This is a genomic window from Pseudoxanthomonas mexicana (assembly GCF_010093385.1).
Classification (GTDB): domain Bacteria; phylum Pseudomonadota; class Gammaproteobacteria; order Xanthomonadales; family Xanthomonadaceae; genus Pseudoxanthomonas_A; species Pseudoxanthomonas_A mexicana.
The window spans coordinates 18,632-35,317 of sequence record NZ_PDWV01000021.1; the positions used below are offsets into that span (position 1 = coordinate 18,632).

General features: G+C 67.4%; 14 protein-coding genes. 4 read left to right on the forward strand and 10 right to left on the reverse strand.

Features of this window, described 5'->3' with window-relative positions:
• Positions 1 to 5 precede the first annotated feature (5 nt).
• Entirely contained in the window at positions 6 to 1,208 is a 1,203-nt protein-coding gene (locus CSC76_RS09415) for a pyridoxal phosphate-dependent aminotransferase (RefSeq protein ID WP_162109771.1), read from the reverse strand.
• A 142-nt stretch (positions 1,209 to 1,350) separates the two neighbouring features.
• A complete protein-coding gene (locus CSC76_RS09420; protein WP_162109772.1) occupies positions 1,351 to 1,848 on the reverse strand; it encodes a peptidylprolyl isomerase in 498 nt (165 codons plus the stop codon).
• 387 nt (positions 1,849 to 2,235) lie between these two features.
• Between CSC76_RS09420 and typA the strand changes: the two genes are divergently transcribed.
• The 4 genes from typA (at position 2,236) to CSC76_RS09440 (ending at position 9,829) form a co-directional block, all read left to right on the forward strand.
• The gene (typA, locus tag CSC76_RS09425) at positions 2,236 to 4,065 is read left to right on the forward strand and encodes a translational GTPase TypA (RefSeq protein WP_162109773.1); all 1,830 of its coding nucleotides are present in this window, start codon (positions 2,236 to 2,238) and stop codon (positions 4,063 to 4,065) included.
• A gap of 14 nt (positions 4,066 to 4,079) precedes the next feature.
• Positions 4,080 to 4,550 (forward strand): DUF2127 domain-containing protein, encoded by a 471-nt coding sequence (locus CSC76_RS09430; RefSeq protein WP_162109774.1) that lies wholly within the window; start codon positions 4,080 to 4,082, stop codon positions 4,548 to 4,550.
• Positions 4,551 to 4,603: 53 nt separating this feature from the next.
• Positions 4,604 to 6,205 (forward strand): amidase, encoded by a 1,602-nt coding sequence (locus tag CSC76_RS09435; protein ID WP_162109775.1) that lies wholly within the window; start codon positions 4,604 to 4,606, stop codon positions 6,203 to 6,205.
• Positions 6,206 to 6,310: 105 nt separating this feature from the next.
• The gene (locus CSC76_RS09440; RefSeq protein ID WP_162109776.1) at positions 6,311 to 9,829 is read left to right on the forward strand and encodes a bifunctional diguanylate cyclase/phosphodiesterase; all 3,519 of its coding nucleotides are present in this window, start codon (positions 6,311 to 6,313) and stop codon (positions 9,827 to 9,829) included.
• A 19-nt stretch (positions 9,830 to 9,848) separates the two neighbouring features.
• Here the strand turns inward: CSC76_RS09440 and CSC76_RS09445 are convergent, their stop codons facing one another.
• The 8 genes from CSC76_RS09445 to secY form a co-directional block, all read right to left on the reverse strand.
• Positions 9,849 to 11,243 carry a class II 3-deoxy-7-phosphoheptulonate synthase gene (locus CSC76_RS09445; RefSeq protein ID WP_162109777.1) on the reverse strand — a complete coding sequence of 465 codons (1,395 nt, stop codon included), beginning with the start codon at positions 11,241 to 11,243 and terminating at the stop codon, positions 9,849 to 9,851.
• A gap of 51 nt (positions 11,244 to 11,294) precedes the next feature.
• Positions 11,295 to 11,810, reverse strand: a complete 516-nt coding sequence (locus tag CSC76_RS09450) for a disulfide bond formation protein B (protein WP_162109778.1) — start codon at positions 11,808 to 11,810, stop codon at positions 11,295 to 11,297.
• Positions 11,811 to 11,961: 151 nt separating this feature from the next.
• Positions 11,962 to 12,336, reverse strand: a complete 375-nt coding sequence (gene rplQ / locus CSC76_RS09455) for a 50S ribosomal protein L17 (RefSeq protein WP_162109779.1) — start codon at positions 12,334 to 12,336, stop codon at positions 11,962 to 11,964.
• 184 nt (positions 12,337 to 12,520) lie between these two features.
• Positions 12,521 to 13,519, reverse strand: a complete 999-nt coding sequence (locus CSC76_RS09460) for a DNA-directed RNA polymerase subunit alpha (protein WP_162109780.1) — start codon at positions 13,517 to 13,519, stop codon at positions 12,521 to 12,523.
• A gap of 50 nt (positions 13,520 to 13,569) precedes the next feature.
• Positions 13,570 to 14,199: a 30S ribosomal protein S4 gene (gene rpsD, locus CSC76_RS09465; protein WP_055941309.1), complete on the reverse strand. Its 630-nt coding sequence runs from the start codon at positions 14,197 to 14,199 to the stop codon at positions 13,570 to 13,572.
• 14 nt (positions 14,200 to 14,213) lie between these two features.
• Positions 14,214 to 14,606: a 30S ribosomal protein S11 gene (rpsK, locus tag CSC76_RS09470; protein ID WP_055941307.1), complete on the reverse strand. Its 393-nt coding sequence runs from the start codon at positions 14,604 to 14,606 to the stop codon at positions 14,214 to 14,216.
• 12 nt (positions 14,607 to 14,618) lie between these two features.
• On the reverse strand, positions 14,619 to 14,975 hold the full coding sequence (gene rpsM, locus CSC76_RS09475; RefSeq protein WP_055943298.1) for a 30S ribosomal protein S13: 357 nt from the start codon (positions 14,973 to 14,975) through the stop codon (positions 14,619 to 14,621).
• 342 nt (positions 14,976 to 15,317) lie between these two features.
• Positions 15,318 to 16,679, reverse strand: coding sequence for a preprotein translocase subunit SecY (secY, locus tag CSC76_RS09480; protein WP_162109781.1), 1,362 nt, complete (start codon positions 16,677 to 16,679; stop codon positions 15,318 to 15,320).
• Positions 16,680 to 16,686: the final 7 nt, after the last annotated feature.

The window sequence follows — 16,686 nt, forward strand, 5'->3', positions numbered from 1 at the left end:
ACTTGTTACTTCAACTCGGCAAAGAATTCCTGGAAGCGTTGCAGCCCCGGCGCCAGTTGCGGCGTCGGGCAGGTGTAGCTGATGCGCAGCGCGCGCGGCTCGCCGAATGCCGAACCCGGCACGCAGGCCACGCCCTTGGCGTCGAGCAGCGCATTGCAGAAGTCGACATCGTTCTCGATCTTCACGCCGTTGTGCGACTGGCCGAAGGCGCAGCTGATGTCCGGGAACACGTAGAACGCACCCTGCGGACGCGGGCAAACCACGCCGGGAATCGCATTCATCGCGGCCAGCACCTGGTCGCGCTTGGCCTGGAACTCGGCGTTCTTCGCGACCGGCACGTCCTGCGGACCGGTCAGCGCGGCGATCGCCGCAGCGGTGACGACTTCCGGCACGTTGGTGATGTGGTTGGAGTTCATCGTAGTCAGCGCCTTGGCGACCACCTCGGGGCCGGCCATGAAGCCCACGCGCCAGCCCGGCATGCCGTAGGTCTTGGACAGCGAATCGACGAAGACCGTGCGATCACGCAGTTCCGGCCGCGCCTGCACGAAGTTGGTGTAGGCCAGTCCGTCGAACAGCATGCGGTTGTAGATGTCGTCGGTGATGATCCACGTGTCCGGGTGCTTCACCAATACATCGGCCAGCGCGGCGACTTCCTCGCGCGTGTAGACCATGCCCGTCGGATTGGACGGGTTGTTGAACAGGAAGACCTTCGGCTTGTGCGTCGCCAGCGCTTGGTCCAGCTGCGCCGGCGTCAGCTTGTAGTCCTGGCTGGCCGGACACGGCAGCGGCACCGCCTTCGCGTTGACGATGTCGGCGATGTCGGCGTAGGTGGTCCAGTACGGCGACGGATAGACGATGGTGTCGCCCTCGTCCAGCAACGACTCGGCCAGGTTGTACAGGATGTGCTTGGCGCCGATGCCGGTGGACACGTTGGCACGCGTATAGCCGGTCAGGCCCAGCGCCTCGATGTGCTGCAGGAAGGCGTCCAGCAGCGCGTCGGTGCCGCGGTTGCTGCCGTACTGGCCGGAGTCCTTCGCCAGCGCGTCGCGCGCGGCCTGGTAGACGTGGTCGCCGGGCAGGAAATTGGGAACGCCGATCGAGAAGCTGATGATGTCGCGGCCTTCGGCCTTCAGCTTCTTGGCCTTTTCGGCCACTGCCATGATCGCACTTGGCTTGGCGCGACCGATGCGCCGGGCAAGCAGGGGCATTGCACAACCTCGCGTGGAAAGGTCAGGGAGGGTCGCCGCCGTCTTTTTTTGCGGCGCAAAATGGTATCACGACCCCTCGCCGCGACCGGATGCGCCAAAGGTCCAAGGCGGCGGGTGCCGCCGCCTTGGATGGAGCCCAGGATCAGGCGCTCAGGAAGCGGTTCCACTCCGCCACGCGCTCGGCCTTGGCGGCCAGCACGGCGTCGGCGTCGCCATCGATCGTCACCTTGTTGATCAGGTCGCCCTGCTTCACGGCATCGACCACGTCCAGGCCTTCGGTGACCTTGCCGAACACGGTGTGCTTGCCGTCCAGCCACGGCGTGGGCACATGGGTGATGAAGAACTGGCTGCCGTTGGTGTTCGGGCCGGCATTGGCCATGGACAGCACGCCACGCTCGTGGCGCACGCCGTTGGTGGTTTCGTCCTCGAAGCGGTAGCCCGGGCCGCCACGGCCGGAGCCTTCCGGGCAGCCGCCCTGGATCATGAAGTCGGCGATCACGCGGTGGAAGTTCAGGCCGTCGTAGAAGCCACGCTTGGCCAGGCTGACGAAATTGGCCACCGTCAGCGGCGCCTTGTCGGGGTACAGCTCGATCTTGATGGGGCCGCGCGAGGTATCGAAGGTGGCGGTCAGCTGACTCATGGGGTGGTTCTCCGGGGTGAAAAAAGGGAAACGGATGGTGGCGTACCGCGCCGGCAGTGGCTACCCGGGTGCGGCCAAGCCCGACATCGGGTGGGCCACGAGACCATGGAAGCGCCAGACGCCCCCTCCCCGCCCACCACGTGGCCGGATGGGGGAGCGGCGACAGGTCAAGGCCGGGGATGCGGGCCTACCCTTTGCCAGATCACGGCGCCAGCCCGGGCTTTCAAGGGAAGACCGTCGTCGGCGGCGCTCGTTCAGTGTTCTCCGGCAAATCAGGTGCTTAGGGCTCGATAGCCCGCTATAATACGCCGCCTTCTTTCCTCCCCGTCCTCGCGCCCTGCCCCTTCGAAGGGGGTATCCGGGTGCGTTTTTCCGATCCCAGAATCCATGTCCATCCAAACCCTCCGCAATATCGCGATCGTCGCGCACGTCGACCATGGCAAGACCACCCTCGTCGACCAGCTGCTGAAGCAGTCCGGCACCCTCTCCGAGCGCACCGTGCTGGCCGAACGCGTGATGGACAGCAACGACCAGGAAAAAGAGCGCGGCATCACCATCCTGGCCAAGAACACCGCCATCACCTGGCGCGAGAACCGCATCAACATCGTCGACACCCCCGGACACGCCGACTTCGGCGGCGAGGTCGAGCGCGTGCTGTCGATGGTGGACACCGTGCTGATCCTGGTCGATGCGATGGACGGCCCGATGCCGCAGACCCGCTTCGTCACCCAGAAGGCCTTCGCGATGGGTTTCAAGCCGATCGTGGTGGTGAACAAGATCGACCGCCCGGGCGCGCGCCCGGAGTGGGTCGTCGAGCAGGTGTGGGACCTGTTCGACCGCCTAGGCGCCACCGCCGAACAGATGGATTTCCCGATCGTCTACGCCTCGGCGCTGAACGGCTATGCCAGCCTGGACCCGGAGGTCCGCTCCGGCGACATGACCCCGCTGTACGAAGCGATCATGCAGCACGCGCCCAAGCCCGACGTGGACCCGGAAGGCGCCTTCCAGATGCGCATCAGCCAGCTGGACTACAACAACTTCGTCGGCGTCATCGGCATCGGCCGCATCCAGCGCGGCACGCTGAAGAAGAACATGCCGGTCGCCGTGATCGACCGCGAAGGCAAGAAGCGCCAGGGCAAGGTGCTGCAGGTGCTCGGCTTCCTGGGCCTTGAGCGCATCGAGCAGGAATCGGCCGAGGCCGGCGACATCGTGGCCATTTCCGGCATCCAGGACCTGACGATCTCCGATACGGTCTGCGCGCTGGACGTCCCGGAGGCGCTGCCGGCTTTGACGGTGGACGAGCCGACCATCAGCATGACGTTCCAGGTGAACAACTCGCCGTTCGCCGGCCACAAGGACCTGTCCGGTGGCAAGTTCCTGACCAGCCGCCAGCTGAAGGAACGCCTGGAGCGCGAGACCGTGCACAACGTGGCGCTGAAGGTCGAGCAGCTGGAGGATGCGGACAAGTTCCTGGTCTCCGGCCGCGGCGAACTGCACCTGTCGGTCCTGATCGAGAACATGCGCCGCGAAGGCTACGAGCTGGCCGTGTCGCGCCCGGAGGTCATCATCAAGGAGATCGACGGCCAGCTGATGGAACCGATCGAGCAGCTCGTCGTCGACGTGGAGGAAGCTCACCAGGGCGGCGTGATGGAGAAGCTGGGCACCCGCAAGGGCCAGCTGAAGAACATGGAACCCGACGGCAAGGGCCGCGTGCGCCTGGACTATGAAATCCCGGCGCGTGGCCTGATCGGCTTCCAGAACGAGTTCAAGACGCTGACCCAGGGTTCGGGCCTGCTGTTCCACGTGTTCGACCACTATGGCCCGAAGGAACAGGGCGCCATCGCCAAGCGTCTGAACGGTGTGATGATCGCCAATGCGCCGGGCGCCACGCCGGCGTACGCGCTGGGCCCGCTGCAGGAGCGCGGCAAGCTGTTCGCCGCCGAAGGCGACAACGTGTACGAAGGCCAGCTGGTCGGCATCCACTCCAAGGACAACGACCTGACCGTCAACGCCATCAAGACCAAGCCGCTGACCAACATGCGCGCCTCGGGCAAGGACGACGCCATCCAGCTGACCCCGGCGATCAAGTTCTCGCTGGAGCAGGCGCTGGACTTCATCGACGACGACGAACTGGTCGAGATCACGCCGAAGGAAATCCGCCTGCGCAAGAAGCTGCTGACCGAGAGCGACCGCAAGCGCGCCTCGCGGGCGGCGTAATTGCCGCCCGCGCCTTGGACGACGCCACCTACAACCCGGACCCCAAGGCGCATCCCGGCCTGCACGCCATCGCCCTGTTCGAGGGCGCCAAGGGCGTGCTGGCCCTGGCCTTCGCCGGCGGCCTGCTGGCGTTCGGCCCGGACCGCCTGCGCGAGAGCGTGCAGGCGATCGTCACCCGCTTCATCCCCGACGCCGGTCCTGGCGTGGTGAGCCAGTGGATGGCCCGCATCAATCCCGAATCGGTCCACGTGGCCGCCCTCATCATCGCCGTGTATGCTGGCATGCGCCTGCTGGAAGCCTGGGGCCTGTGGCGCGCACGCGCCTGGGCCTCGTGGCTGGGCTGCATCGGCTCGGCCGCCTACCTGCCCCTGGACGTGTACGCGCTGTACCACCACCCGGGCTGGCATACCTGGGCCCTGCTCGTCGTCAACCTGGTGATCGTGTGGGTGCTGTGGCGCGATATCCGTCGTCGCCGGTCGATTTGACGCGCGGTGCGGGGGCTGCGTAGCCTGCACACTGATGTGACAAAGGTGTCCGCATGCGTCGATCCCTGCTGCCGCTCGGCCTGATGCTCGCCCTGGCAGCCTGCCAGCAGGCGTCGCCGCCGAATGCCACCGCGCCCGCAGCCCCGACCGACTTCATCTATGCCGAACTCGACATCGCCGACCTGCAGGCGCGCATGCAGGCGGGAGAACTGGACAGCCGGAGGCTGACACAGGCTTACTTGGACCGGATCGCTGCGGTCGACAAGGCCGGGCCCCAGCTCAACGCCGTCATCGAACTGAACCCGGACGCGCTGAAGGAAGCGGCGCTGCGCGATGTGGAACGCCGCGCCAATGCAGTGCGCGGCCCGCTGCATGGCATCCCGGTGCTGCTGAAGGACAACATCGACGCCGTACCCCTGGCCACCTCCGCCGGCTCGCTGGCACTGAAGGATTTCCGGCCCGGCCGGGATGCGTTCCTGGTGCGGCGCCTGCGCGAGGCCGGCGCGGTGATCCTGGGCAAGGCCAACCTGAGCGAGTGGGCCAACTTCCGTTCGTCGCATTCGACCTCGGGCTGGAGCGCGCGCGGCGGGCAGACCCGCAACCCCTACGCACTGGACCGCAATCCCTGCGGCTCCAGCTCGGGCAGCGCGGTGGCGATATCCGCCAATCTGGCGGCCGTCAGCGTGGGCACCGAGACCGACGGCAGCATCCTGTGCCCGGCGGCGATCAATGGGGTGGTCGGCCTGAAGCCCACCGTGGGCCTGGTCAGCCGGCAAGGCATCCTGCCGATCTCGCACAGCCAGGACACGGCGGGCCCCATCGCGCGCACCGTCGCCGATGCCGCGCTGCTGCTCGGCGTGCTGGCCGGGCGGGACCCTGCCGACGCCGCAACGACCAATGCAGCCTGGAACACCACCCTCGACTACAGCGCGCGACTGACGCCCGGCGCGCTGAAGGGTGCGCGCATCGGCGTGCTGCGCAGCAAGGCGGCCATCCATCCCGACGCGGCCGCAGCGCTGGAGGGCGCCATCCAGGTGATGCGCGAGGCCGGCGCGATCGTGGTGGATGCGGAGATCCCCACCGACGGCCAGTGGAGCGCTGACGAACTGGAGCTGATGCTGTACGAGTTCAAGCATGGCCTGGAACGCTACCTCGCCGAGCGCAACGCCCCGCTGACCACGCTGACGCAGTTGATCGGCTACAACGAACAGTACCGCCTGTCGGAAATGCCGCATTTCGGCCAGGACCTGTTCGAACGGGCCAACGCCAAGGGCGGACTGGGCGAATCGGCCTACATCGCCGCCCGCAGCCGCGCCCGCCGCCTGGCGGGGCCCGAGGGCATCGACGCCGCGCTGAAGGCGCAGCAGCTGGATGTCCTGATCGCCCCCACCACGGGTCCCGCCTGGCTGACCGACCACAAGGCCGGCGACCACTTCCCTGGCGCCGGTTACGGCGCGGCCGCGGTGGCCGGCTACCCCAGCCTCACCGTGCCGGCGGGCCACAGCGACGGACTGCCGCCGGGCATCGTGTTCATGGGGCCGGCATGGAGCGAAGCCCGGCTGATCGCGCTTGGCTACGACTACGAGCAGCGGACACGGGCACGCAAGCCGCCCGAGTACTGGCCCACATTGCCGCCGCGCGCCGCTCGGCGCTGAGACCCAGGCCGACCGCCCCGTTCCGCGGGCCGCGGGCCGGGCCGCTTGCAGCCGCGCCGTGTTCGTGGCGTCATAGCCGGCAACCAGCAGGTGGGGATCGCACGCGTGGAGTCAGGCGCGGACCGGGCATCGGAACTGCGTGCGTTGAGTGGATCGGTCTCCACGGCACGACGACGTCAGCGGAACCTGAACTCGCTGGCGTGGGGCGTGCTGGTCGCCGCCTGCCTGCTGTCGCTGTGGGCCGGTGCCACCGCCTGGCGGCAGGCCCGCGATCATGCGCGCGCCCAGTTCGACGCCCGCGCCGACGCCATCGCCACTGCCGTCTCCACCCACATGAACGCCTACGAGGACACCGTGCGCGCGGCCGCCGCGGTGCTGGAAGGGCGGCAGGACATCGAACAGGACAGCTTCTACGCATTCGTCGAGAAGCTGCAGGTGCCCACGCGCCAGGCCGGCGTGCACGGGCTCGGGTTCGCGCGCCTTGTGCGCCATGACGAGCGCGACGCCTACCTCGCCTCCCAGCGCGCACGCTACGGGGATGCCTTCGCCATCCATCCCGCTGGCGACCGCAGCGAATACGTGGTCGTGGACCTGCTGTATCCGGATGCCCCGGGCATGCGCCCCCTGCTGGGGAAGGACGTCATGGCGGAAACGGTGCGCCGTGGCGCCATCGAATCCGCGCGCGACAGCGGCGAACTGGCCGCCGCGCCGCTGGTCGCGCTGGGCGATGCCTCCCGGGGCAGTACCGGCCTGCCGGGCTTCCTGCTGTACGCGCCGGTCTACGCCGATTCCGTCGCGGCGCGCGCCGGCGTGGACGCCCGGCGGCGCCTGCTGCGTGGATTCGCCACGGCCGGCTTCGGCTGGGAGCGGGTCATGGAGGACGCCATCGGCAGGAGCGCCGGCGACGAGTTCGACCTGCAACTGCGCGCGCGCGACTTCGGCGATGAACCGATCTTCCAGATCCGCGCCCTGCAGGATCGCCACGGCGAAGGTTGGCGACCGGCCTTCACGGCCCAGCGCAACATCCGCCTGCTGGGCAGCGAATGGCAGCTCGTCCTGCAGTCTCCGCCCCTGCGCGATGCCCTGTCCGGACTGACCACCATCGTCTCGCTGACGCTCTCCGGCATCGGGCTGGGAGGGCTGCTGTTCCTGTTGCTGCGCAACCTGGCACGCACCGAGCACCGCAGCCGTGCCCTGCTGGACGCGGTCGCCGACCACCTGCCCGCCCTGATCGCCTATGTCGATGCCGGCGGGCGCTACGGGTTCGCCAACCGCGCCTGCCGGGAGTGGTCGGGAACGGAAGAGGAATGGCGCGAGCGGCACGTGGACGAGGTGCATGCGGGCGCGCCGGCGTTCCTGGCCTCGCTCAAGCGGGCCATGCGCGACTGCACCCCGGACCGGTGGATCGCGTGGGACGCCGAACTCGGGCAGCCCCCACGTGCCGTCCACCTGTACCTCGTGCCCGACGTCGAACCGGGCCGGCGGATCGCCGGCTGGTACCTGATGGGCAACGATGTCAGCGAACAGCGTCGCACGCATCGCGAGCTGGCGCTGGCGCGCGACCACCTCAAGCGCGTCACCGATCGCCTGCCCGCGCTGATCGCACAGTTCGACGTCGAGCACCGGCTGGTTTTCCACAATCGCGCGTTCGCCGAGCAGGTCCGCTGGCGCGTGACGCCGCAGGCGGGTCGGCACATGCGCGAGCTGTTCGGCGAGGACGCCTACCTGCGTCGGTTGCCGCAGATCGAGGCGGCCCTGCAGGGGCGCGAGGGCGAGTTCGGGAGCAGCCCCGCCCCGGGGGACGGCATACGCAGCCTGCACAGCTTCTACACGCCCGACATCGACGAGACCGGCAGGATCGGTGGATTCTTCGTCATGGCGATCGACATCACCGAGAAGGCCCGCCTGGAACATGCACTGCACGAGGCGAACGAACTGGCCGAAGTCACGCTGACCTCCATCCGCGAAGCCGTCATCACCGTCGACACCGAGGGACGGGTGACCTACCTGAATCCCGCGGCCGAGGCGCTGTGCGGATGGAGCCTGGACCAGGCACTGGGCGAGGCACAGGACCGCGTCGCGCCGCTGGCGAGGGTCGAGGCGCAGGATGAGGACGACATGTCGCACTCGGCGGGCCAGCCGGGCGACCTGCGGCTGGAGCGGAAGGACGGTTCGTACATGCTGGTGGAGCGCTCGCTGTCGTCCATCCACGACCGCGACGATCGCTTGGTGGGCACGGTGATGGTGCTGCGCGACATCACCGAATCGCGCGCGTTGAGTTCGCGCATGACGTTCCTGGCCCACCACGATGCGCTGACCGGGCTCCCCAACCGCCTCCAGCTCAACGAGCGCCTGGGCCAGGCCATCACCCATGCCACCAACCACGGCAACGGCATCGCCGTGCTGTTCCTCGACCTGGACCTGTTCAAGCACGTCAACGATGCGCTGGGGCATCACACGGGAGATGAACTGCTGCAGCAGGTGGCGCGCCGCCTGCAGCGCAACGTGGGCAACCTGGGGACGGTCTACCGCACCGGCGGCGACGAATTCGTGGTGCTGCTGCCCAATGTGGTGACGCGCGACAGCGTGCTGCAGGTCGCGGACCGCCTGCTCGCCCTGTGCGGCACGCCGTATACCGTGGCCTCGCACGAACTGCACCAGGCCTTCAGCATCGGCATCAGCCTGTTCCCCGACGACGGCTACGATGCCGGCACACTGATGATGCGTGCCGACGCCGCCATGTATCTGGCCAAGCGCAACGGCCGCAACGCCAGCCGCTTCTACACGCGCGAGCTGGCGTCCAGCGTGGACGCGCGCATCGAACTGGAGAACAGCCTCCGCCGCAGCCTGCGCAACGGCGACCTCGTCCTGCACTACCAGCCGCAGATCGACAGTCTGAGCGGGCGGATCGTCGGCGTAGAGGGCCTGGCCCGCTGGCAGCGTGGCGACCGGCTGGTACTGCCGGGCGAATTCCTGCCCATCGCCGAAGAAACGCGCCTGATCGTCGACATCGACCAGTGGGCCATCCGCGCAGCGTGCAGGCAGAACCGCATCTGGCAGCAGGCGGGACTGCCGCCAATCCGGGTGTCGGTCAACATCGCCGCCGCCAACTTCGACACCGACGACCTGGTCGACACGGTGGTCGAAGCGCTGCAGGACAGCGGGCTGCCCGCCGAGTTCCTGGAACTGGAAGTCACCGAGACCACGCTGATGCGCGACGTGCAACGGACCGACCGCACGTTGCGCGCCCTGAAGGCCCTGGGCGTGCGCATCGCCATCGACGACTTCGGCACCGGCTTCTCCAGCCTCAGCTATCTGGGCAACTACGGCTTCAACGTGCTCAAGATCGACCAGACGTTCGTGCGGGACGTCGGCGAGCCGAACCAGGCCGCCATCACGCGCGCCATCATCGGCCTGGCGGCGCAATTGCAGTGCCGCACGATCGCCGAGGGCGTCGAAACGGCCGCGCAGGCAGCCTGGCTCGTCGCCAACGGTTGCGACGAGTTGCAGGGCAACTACTTCAGCCTGCCGGTGCCGGCCGCGGAGTTCGCGCGCCTGTATGCGCGGGGGAAGACCTGGCACCTCCCACCGACCGCATCAGCCGCGCACGCGCACGGCTCGTGAGGCCGTCCCGGTGCCGCCGTCAACGCGTGGCCGGCGTGGCCAGCTGGTTCTGCTTGCGCACGATGCACATGGCGATCTCCAGCGACTGCTCGTAGTTCAGCCGCGGATCGACGGTGGAACGATAAGCGCGCTCCAGATCCAGGTCCGTAAGTTCCCGCGCGCCTCCGGTGCATTCGGTGACGTCCTCGCCCGTCAGCTCCAGATGCACGCCACCCAGGCGCGTACCGGCCGCCGCATGCAGGTCGAAGGATTGCTCGACTTCCCCGCGCACGTTGTCGAAGCGGCGGGTCTTGAACCCGTTGCTCGTGCTTTCGGTGTTGCCGTGCATCGGGTCGCACACCCACAGCACGCGACGACCGTCCCGACGGACCGCATCCAGCAGCGGCGGCAGCTTGTCCGCGATCTGCGTCGCCCCCATGCGATGGATGAAGGTCAGGCGGCCTGCTTCATCTTCGGGATTCAGTACGTCGATCAGCCGCAGCAGCTGGTCGGGCGTAACCGAGGGTCCCACCTTGATGGCGATGGGATTGCGCACGCCGCGCAGGTACTCCACGTGCGCGCCATCCACCGCCGCGGTGCGCATGCCGATCCACGGATAATGGGTGCTGAGGTTGAACCAGCCCCATTGGCGGGGCACCTCGCGTGTCAGCGCTTCCTCGTACGGCAGCAGCAGCGCTTCGTGCGAGGTGTAGAAGTCGATCCGGTTGAGGTTGTGCACCTCGGAGCCCGACAGGGTCTCCATGAACCTCACCGCATCACCGATCGAGGTGACCATGTGCTGGTACTCGTTCGCCAGCGGCGAATAGCCTACCCAATTGAGGTTCCAGTATTCGGGGTGGTGCAGGTCCGCGAAGCCGCCGTCGATCAGCGCACGCACGAAATTCATCGTCATCGCCGAGCGCGCGTGCGCCTTGATCATGCGCCGCGGGTCGGGCACGCGGGCTTCGGGCGTGAACTCGGGCGCATTGACCAGGTCGCCGCGATAGCTGGGCAGCGTGACGCCGTCGCGCGTTTCCATGTCCGCCGAGCGCGGTTTGGCGTACTGCCCTGCGAAGCGCCCCACGCGCACCACCGGCAGCCGCAGGCCGTGCACCAGCACCAGGCTCATCTGCAGGAGCACTTTCAGCCGGTTCGAGATCAGCCCGGACTCGCAGTCGCTGAAGCTCTCGGCGCAGTCGCCACCCTGCAGCAGGAAGCGCTTGCCTTCCTGGGCCTCCGCCAGTTGCTTCTTCAGCGAGAAGATCTCCCACGACGTGACCAGGGGCGGCAGCTGGCGCAGTTCGCCGAGTGCGGACTCCAGCGCCGCCGCATCCGGGTACGTGGGCATCTGCACCGCCGGACGCGAGCGCCAGCTTTCCGGCGCCCAGTTCGGCGGCAGGGTGACGGCGCGTAGGTTGCGGTCGGACGGATTCATGGTGGACTCCTGGGGGCCCACCATCCTGCCAGATTGGTGCGCCGCGTCAAATCAGCGGAAGGTCGAGGTCCTGCGGGCGCGGAAGCCGATCCAGAGCGCCCAGACCGCCAGCAGCACGAACCACACCAGGCTCCACATCGGCATGGTCAGGCCCAGGAAGCTCCAGTCGATGGTGCTGCAGTCGCCCTTGGCGGTCAGCACCTTCTGCACCACGCCCAGCCAGGTGTTGGTCTCGATCATGTAATCCCATCCGGGGCCGCAGCTGGGCATCAGCGGCGGGGACAGCTGGACCCACACGTGCCTGCCCGCGATGCCGATGCCGGTCGCCGCGCCGAGGAACGCCAGTACGCCGTACCCCTTGCGACCACCGGGCCGGCGGGGTCCATGCAATGCGCCGAGCAGGAAGAACACCCCGGTCGCGGCGAAGGCCAGCCGCTGGAAGATGCAGAACGGACAGGGTTCCAGCTGCTGCACGAACTGCACGTAAAGTGCATAGCCCAGCAGGCCCACGCAGATCGCGAAGCCCAGGAAACACTGCGCACGGAAACTCCAGCGAAGAGGATTCATTGGCACCGGTGGCATGAGGTCGTGCCCGCATTATCCATGCGTGGCGGGGCCGACGTCACCCTGCGGCGGTCTGCCGCGCCTCCTGGATCACCGAAAAAGCAAAAACCCCGGCATTTGCCGGGGTTTCTGGGGTCGCGCGGTAACGCGGCGCTTACTCGGCCGCCGCTTCCGGACGGTCGACCAGCTCGACGTACGCCATCGGCGCGTTGTCGCCGGCGCGGAAGCCGCACTTCAGGATGCGCAGGTAGCCACCCGGGCGCGACTGGTAGCGCGGGCCGAGGGTGGTGAACAGCGTGCCGACGGCTTCCTTGTCGCGCAGGCGCGAGAAGGCGAGACGACGATTGGCGACGCCATCGATCTTGCCGAGGGTGATCAGCGGTTCCGCGACGCGGCGCAGTTCCTTGGCCTTCGGCAGGGGGGTCTTGATCAGGCCGTGCTTGATCAGCGAGGCGGCCATGTTACGGAACATCGCTTCGCGATGGGCGCTGGTGCGGTTGAACTTGCGACCGGCTTTCTGGTGGCGCATGGGTGTGATTCCTGTTGAATGGTGGGTCGTTGTACTTCGCTGTCGCCTTCCAGGCGCTGGAACAGTGGACTGCGGGTGGTCCGTACCGGCCATCCCTGACCGGAGCGTCGCGGGCCTTCAGGTCCGTCGACGAGGGTGTTGCAGCGAAGCTCCCGCGCGATGGCGGGAGCTTCGTGTTGCATCATCAGCCGAGCATGCCGTGCTGGGCGACACCGGCCGGCGGCCAGTTCTCCAGCTTCATGCCCAGGGACAGGCCGCGCTGCGCCAGGACTTCCTTGATCTCGGTCAGCGACTTCTTGCCGAGGTTCGGGGTCTTGAGCAGTTCGACTTCCGTCTTCTGGATCAGGTCGCCGATGTAGTAGATGCTCTCGGCCTTCAGGCAGTTGGCCGAACGCACCGTCAGCTCCAGGTCGTCGATCGGGCGCAGCAGCACCGGATCAACGCCGCTGGCAGCCTGCTTCGGCGCGCCGCGGTCGCGATGCGTGAAGTCACCGAACACCGACAGCTGGTCGCTGAGGATGTCGGCGGCCGTGCGCACGGCTTCCTCGGCGTCGATGGTGCCGTTGGTCTCGATGTCCAGGACCAGCTTGTCCAGGTCGGTGCGCTGCTCGACGCGCGCCGATTCCACCGCGTACGCGACGCGACGGACCGGCGAGAACGAGGCGTCCAGCACCAGGCGGCCGATGGCACGGGGCTCTTCGTCCGGACGGCGGCGGGCAGCGGCCGGCTGGTAGCCGAAACCACGCTCGATCTTCAGGCGCATGTTCAGCGCCGTGTCCTTGGTCAGGTTGCAGATGACCAGTTCCGGATTCAGGATCTCGACGTTGTGGTCGGTCTTGATGTCGCCGGCGGTCACCACGCCCGGGCCCTGCTTGGCCAGGCTCAGCGTGGAGGAGTCGCCGCTGTGGATGCGGATGGCCACATCCTTCAGGTTCAACAGCACTTCCAGCACGTCTTCCTGCATGCCTTCGATGGTGCTGTATTCGTGCAGCACGCCATCGATCTCGACTTCGGTGATCGCGAAGCCGGGGATCGACGACAGCAGCACGCGGCGCAACGCGTTGCCGAGCGTATGGCCGTAACCACGCTCAAGCGGTTCAATGACCACCTTCGCACGGTTGCCGGTCAGGCGCTCGATCTGCGGGCCGCGGGGGCGCAGCACTTGCTGAGTAATACCCGTCATGTTGCTTTGTCTCCTGCGGTCCCCCGGTCGCCCGGGGGTGCGTGAATGAATTACTTCGAGTACAACTCGACGATCAGCGCTTCGTTGATGTCGGCGGGCAGGTCCGAACGCGCCGGCACCGCCTTGAACACGCCGCTGAACTTCTTCGCATCGACTTCGACCCACGACGGGTTCAGGTCGAGCTGCTCGGCGACCGTCAGCGACTCCTGCACGCGGAGCTGCTTCTGGGCCTTCTCCGACAGCGCGATCGCGTCACCGGCCTTGACCTGGTAGGAAGGCAGGTTGACCGGCTTGCCGTTGACCAGCACGCCGCGGTGCGAGACCAGCTGGCGCGCGGCCGGACGGGTCACGGCGAAGCCCATGCGGTAGATGACGTTGTCCAGGCGGGTTTCCAGCAGCTGCAGCAGGTTCTCGCCGGTGTTGCCCTTCTTGGTCGAGGCCTTCTTGTAGTAGTTGCGGAACTGGCGCTCCAGCAGGCCGTAGATACGCTTGACCTTCTGCTTTTCGCGCAGCTGGGTGGCGTAGTCGGACAGCTTGCCCTTGCGGGCGGTGGCGCCGTGCTGGCCGGGCTTCTGCTCCAGCTTGCACTTGGAGTCCAGCGCACGGGCCGGGCTCTTGAGCGACAGGTCGGCGCCTTCACGGCGCGCGAGCTTACAGGTAGGACCGATATAACGAGCCATTTCTTATCGCCCCCTTAGACGCGACGCTTTTTCGGCGGACGGCACCCGTTGTGCGGGATCGGCGTCACGTCGATGATGTTGGTGATCTTGTAGCCCACGTTGTTCAACGAACGCACGGCCGACTCACGACCCGGACCCGGGCCCTTGATGCGGACTTCCAGCGACTTCACGCCGTAGTCCAGTGCGGCACGGCCGGCCTTCTCGGCGGCGACCTGGGCCGCGAACGGCGTGGACTTGCGGGAACCGCGGAAACCGGCACCACCCGAGGTCGCCCAGGAAAGCGCATTGCCCTGGCGGTCGGTGATGGTGACGATGGTGTTGTTGAAAGAAGCGTGGACGTGGGCGACGCCGTCGGTGATGACGCGCTTGATCTTCTTCTTGACTTTGGCAGCAGCTGGCTTGGCCATGATGGTCGCCCCTTACTTCTTGATGGCTTTGCGCGGACCCTTGCGGGTGCGGGCGTTGGTGCGGGTGCGCTGGCCACGCAGCGGCAGGCCGCGACGGTGGCGCAGGCCGCGGTAGCAGCCCAGGTCCATCAGGCGCTTGATGGCGATGCCGACTTCACGGCGCAGGTCGCCTTCGACCACGTACTTGCCGACTTCGGCGCGCAGGCGCTCGACTTCCGGCTCCGACAGGTCGCGGATCTTGGTGGTCGAGGCGACGCCGGCGGCTTCGCAGACCTTCTTGGAACGGGTACGGCCGATGCCGTAGATGCTTTGCAAACCGACCCAGACATGCTTCTGGGCAGGCAGGTTGACACCTGCAATACGCGCCATGACGCGGTTCTCCAACTGTGAGTATTGGCCCGTGTACGGTCGTCCCGGGCGGGATTCGCGCAGACAGGCGGAGTGAACTGGAAAGTATAGCCCGATCCGGTGTTCCTTGGAAGTCCGTGCCGGCGAAGCCGGCCGCAGACCCGGCATGGGGAGTGTGCCCATGCTCCGGCGCCGGAACCTGCCTGGTGCGGGACCGGGGTTCCCCCCTGCCCGCCCCGCCCGCGCTACTCTGGCGCAGGGACTGGCCGGTTCTCACCCCCGCACCGGATCGCTGCGGGGGCCGCCCATCTAAGTCAGCCGGCCATGAGGGCCGGACTGGTGCGGGAAGCCCGCGATTATACCTCAGCCACGGGGGGCAAGACCGCCCCGCGAACCGCCTTTCAGATTGGCCTTCTTCAGCAGGCTCTCGTACTGGTGGGACATCAGGTGCGCCTGGATCTGCGCGATGAAGTCCATCACCACCACCACCACGATCAGCAGCGAGGTGCCGCCGAAGTAGAACGAGGTGCCCAGCTGCGTGCGCATCACTTCCGGCAGCAGGCAGACCGCCACCAGGTACAGCGAACCGATGGCCGTCAGGCGGGTCAGCACGCCGTCGACGTAGTCGGCGGTGGCCTTGCCGGGGCGGATGCCCGGGATCAGCGCGCCCGACTTCTTCAGGTTCTCGGCGGTTTCCTGCGAGTTGAACACCAGCGCCGTGTAGAAGAACGCGAAGCCGATGATCATCGCTGCGAACACGATCATGTGCAGCGGCTCGCCCGGGGCCAGGGCATTGGAGATGCGCTGCAGCCAGGTGGTGGCACCGCTGTTCTCGCCGGACCACATCGCCAGCGTGGCCGGGAAAGCCAGAATGCTGGACGCGAAGATCGGCGGGATGACACCGGCCATGTTGAGCTTCAGCGGCAGGAACGAGGTCTGGTTCATGTACGCGTTGCGACCGCCCTGGCGGCGCGCGTAGTTCACCGTGATCCGTCGCTGCCCGCGCTCCACGAAGACGACCAGGAACGTGAAGCCCAGCACCACCACCGCGATGACCAGCAGCGAGATGAAGCTCAGCGTGCCGTCACGGAACGCGCCCACCGTCTGGATGACCGCACCCGGCAGGCCGGCCACGATGCCGGCGAAGATGATCAGCGAGACGCCGTTGCCGATGCCGCGCTCCGTCACCTGCTCGCCCAGCCACATCAGGAAGATGGTGCCGGCGGTCAGTGCGACCACCGCGGTCAGCACGAAACCCATGCCCGGCGCGTACACCACCGGCATGCCGCCCGGCGCGACCTGGTTCTGCAGCGCGGTGGCGATGCTGCCGCCCTGCACGACCGCCAGCAGCACGGCGCCGATGCGCGAGTACTGGGTGATCTTGCGGCGACCGGACTCGCCTTCCTTCTGCAGCGCCTTGAGGCTGGGGAAGATGTGCACGCCCAGCTGCATCACGATCGACGCCGAGATGTAGGGCATGACGTTCAGCGCGAAGATGCTGAAACGATGCAGGGCGCCGCCCGAGAACATGTTGAACATGTCCACGATGCCGCCGCCCTGCGCCTGCATCATCGCAAGCATGGCATCGGGATTGACGCCCGGGACCGGAATGAAGCAGCCGATCCGGTAGACGATCAGCGCACCCAGCACGAACAGCAGGCGCTGGCGGAGTTCGGTGAACTTGCCTGCGCCTGCCAGCGCACCGGCGGCATTCCCCTGCGCCATGCGTCCG

Coding starts and splice junctions, on each gene's coding strand:
- CSC76_RS09415 (WP_162109771.1), bottom strand. CDS start 1,208: ATGCCCCTGCTTGCCCGGCGCATCGGTCGCGCCAAGCCAAGTGCGATC.
- CSC76_RS09420 (WP_162109772.1), bottom strand. CDS start 1,848: ATGAGTCAGCTGACCGCCACCTTCGATACCTCGCGCGGCCCCATCAAG.
- typA (WP_162109773.1), top strand. CDS start 2,236: ATGTCCATCCAAACCCTCCGCAATATCGCGATCGTCGCGCACGTCGAC.
- CSC76_RS09435 (WP_162109775.1), top strand. CDS start 4,604: ATGCGTCGATCCCTGCTGCCGCTCGGCCTGATGCTCGCCCTGGCAGCC.
- CSC76_RS09445 (WP_162109777.1), bottom strand. CDS start 11,243: ATGAATCCGTCCGACCGCAACCTACGCGCCGTCACCCTGCCGCCGAAC.
- CSC76_RS09450 (WP_162109778.1), bottom strand. CDS start 11,810: ATGAATCCTCTTCGCTGGAGTTTCCGTGCGCAGTGTTTCCTGGGCTTC.
- rplQ (WP_162109779.1), bottom strand. CDS start 12,336: ATGCGCCACCAGAAAGCCGGTCGCAAGTTCAACCGCACCAGCGCCCAT.
- CSC76_RS09460 (WP_162109780.1), bottom strand. CDS start 13,519: ATGACGGGTATTACTCAGCAAGTGCTGCGCCCCCGCGGCCCGCAGATC.
- rpsD (WP_055941309.1), bottom strand. CDS start 14,199: ATGGCTCGTTATATCGGTCCTACCTGTAAGCTCGCGCGCCGTGAAGGC.
- rpsK (WP_055941307.1), bottom strand. CDS start 14,606: ATGGCCAAGCCAGCTGCTGCCAAAGTCAAGAAGAAGATCAAGCGCGTC.
- rpsM (WP_055943298.1), bottom strand. CDS start 14,975: ATGGCGCGTATTGCAGGTGTCAACCTGCCTGCCCAGAAGCATGTCTGG.
- secY (WP_162109781.1), bottom strand. CDS start 16,679: ATGGCGCAGGGGAATGCCGCCGGTGCGCTGGCAGGCGCAGGCAAGTTC.